Annotated in this window: 1 protein-coding gene; it reads right to left on the bottom strand. The window is 56.4% G+C overall.

The genetic code is table 11. From position 1 onward, the window contains the following. Positions 1 to 984: 984 nt before the first annotated feature. Complete coding sequence (locus GE027_RS22455) at positions 985 to 1,689, bottom strand: hypothetical protein (protein WP_153559470.1); 705 nt, start codon at positions 1,687 to 1,689, stop codon at positions 985 to 987. Between the last annotated feature and the right edge of the window lie 286 nt (positions 1,690 to 1,975).

Raw genomic sequence — 1,975 nt, 5'->3', positions numbered from 1 at the left:
GTCTGGGGTAACCAAGTTGCCGCTAAAGATGAGCCATTCCTACAACGTCAGATCGGCAACTTTGGTTCACCCCTTGGTTACCCGTCGCTCGGATCGAGTAGTAGATATAGGATAACGTACGAGTATGGCCGCGACAGATACTTGGCATCACACAGGTTCATAAGCACCGTTGTCGATTAGAATTGACGCGACGTGCTCAGCCAATTGTTCCGATGGCCTGTCGCGCCACCAAATCGATTTCCGATTTGGGATAACCGCAATCCACATCGCACGGTTTCCGAGTCGACGTTCCAGGGCGACGTGAACGTTCGTCCCGCCAGCGGAAACTTCGTAACAGGCGGTGTCCTTTCGTCGCACGCCCCTTACGGTCGTTTCGTTGGAAACCAGCACAAATAGGCATTTGTTAGCATCGAGGATACTGGGCAAATCTTCGAATAGCTTCGGCGGCGCATCGAGTAACTGTGAATTTGCCATTCGCGTTACAATTAGGAGTCTTGCGGTCGTAGTCCAGTCGGGTAACGTTGGTGGTCACCCGGCGGCGACCCGGGATCTGGTGAACACGACGCGACGTTGCCGCCGCTCGGGTGCACCACTTTGTTCTTGCAAGGCGATCGAATTCACGGGCGGCTTGCCAACCCCGCCGCTCGGGCTCGACCTCAGAATATCGACCGGAACGGAGTCAAGCAACAAATGACCGCGTCACCTGCAAATCACTGCGTGCATTTTCCTACCTCCATTTTCCTACCATCTGCTCGCGAGGGACAGGTAGGAACATGGAGGTAGGAAGATAGGTGGGGGTCGACATTTGTGACCAGTTCTCGCGACGGCAGGAACAGGGGCAGACGGAGATTCCAACTACGATCAGCAAGCCCGGCAATCGACCGCGCATCCATCACGGACCTGGACCATCGACCGAGCATCCACGGACAGCAAGAACGGCCGCGATCAGCGGGCCGGGACGTTTGAGTTTCCATTTGAGAAAGCTTACAAGCCCGGCTCCGTTGCATCGCATTGTTCCCCGCTGTTGTCAGGGCCTGCGTGCGGATAGCGATCGAGCAATGACTGTGCCCGCGCCGCAACGGACCGATCCAGTGCATAGGACGCGGCAAAGCCAATCCAAATAAGAACGGCAAAGCCAACACCAAACAACCCCCAAATCACCACCGCGATCACGGAGATGAACGCCGCACCAAGACCAAATGCTCGCGAGTTGGCTTTGCGTCGGGCAATAATGGCACGTGCGGCATCGCGAGGATTGCCGGCACGAATTGCCTGATGGTCCCCGTAAGCTAGGTCGAAACCCAGCTTGAGTTCTTCGGCCAGCGTGCTCGGTTTGACTTGGACATCACCACCAGCAGCTGAGTAAGCGTCAAATGCGTCAAGCATCGAACGCGTCTTGGAGTAGCGTCGAAATGCCCAAACGCCGCAGACGACGGAACAGACTGCCCACGGCACATACGAGGTGTACGCGAGCACTCCGTGAACGCCTTGAATTAGGGAGAACATAGAGAGGGCAACCAATGCAATGGTTAGCCGTTTCCGCTTCGCTCTGATGTGCGATACGAGTAAACCGAAGCTAGAAGAATGAATAAGCTGATGTTGTTCGTAAGACAGCGAGAATCCTTTGATGCTTCGGACCAGCGCGTCGCGCAGTTGCGATTTGTCCATCAACGCGGCTTCGTTCGGCATTAGTGAATTCGTATTTTTGTGTCGGGTAACGTTCAAAATCACGTGGCACGGGCCCAGGAGGAGCAAGCAAGCTCGCAGGATGACGGCTTCTCACGGAGTCCACGAAGGCAAAGAGGCGAAGCAGGTACCGGCGCCACAGGACAGCACCAGCACTCGCCTATTCGCGACCATTCGCGTGATTAGCGGGCACATCCCCGTTCCGAAAGCAGGCCCGCGAATCACGCGAATGGACGCCAATTGGAACCGCTCGCCGCTACCGACAACCGGCCCCCGCCTCGATCGCACC

Source organism: Roseimaritima sediminicola (assembly GCF_009618275.1).
GTDB lineage: Bacteria > Planctomycetota > Planctomycetia > Pirellulales > Pirellulaceae > Roseimaritima > Roseimaritima sediminicola.
The sequence above is the reverse complement of the archived record's forward strand: the minus strand, read 5'-3'. Positions and strand labels throughout refer to the sequence as shown.

Excerpts from the sequence above, each read along its gene's own strand:
- GE027_RS22455 (WP_153559470.1), bottom strand. The coding sequence starts at position 1,689 with ATGCCGAACGAAGCCGCGTTGATGGACAAATCGCAACTGCGCGACGCG.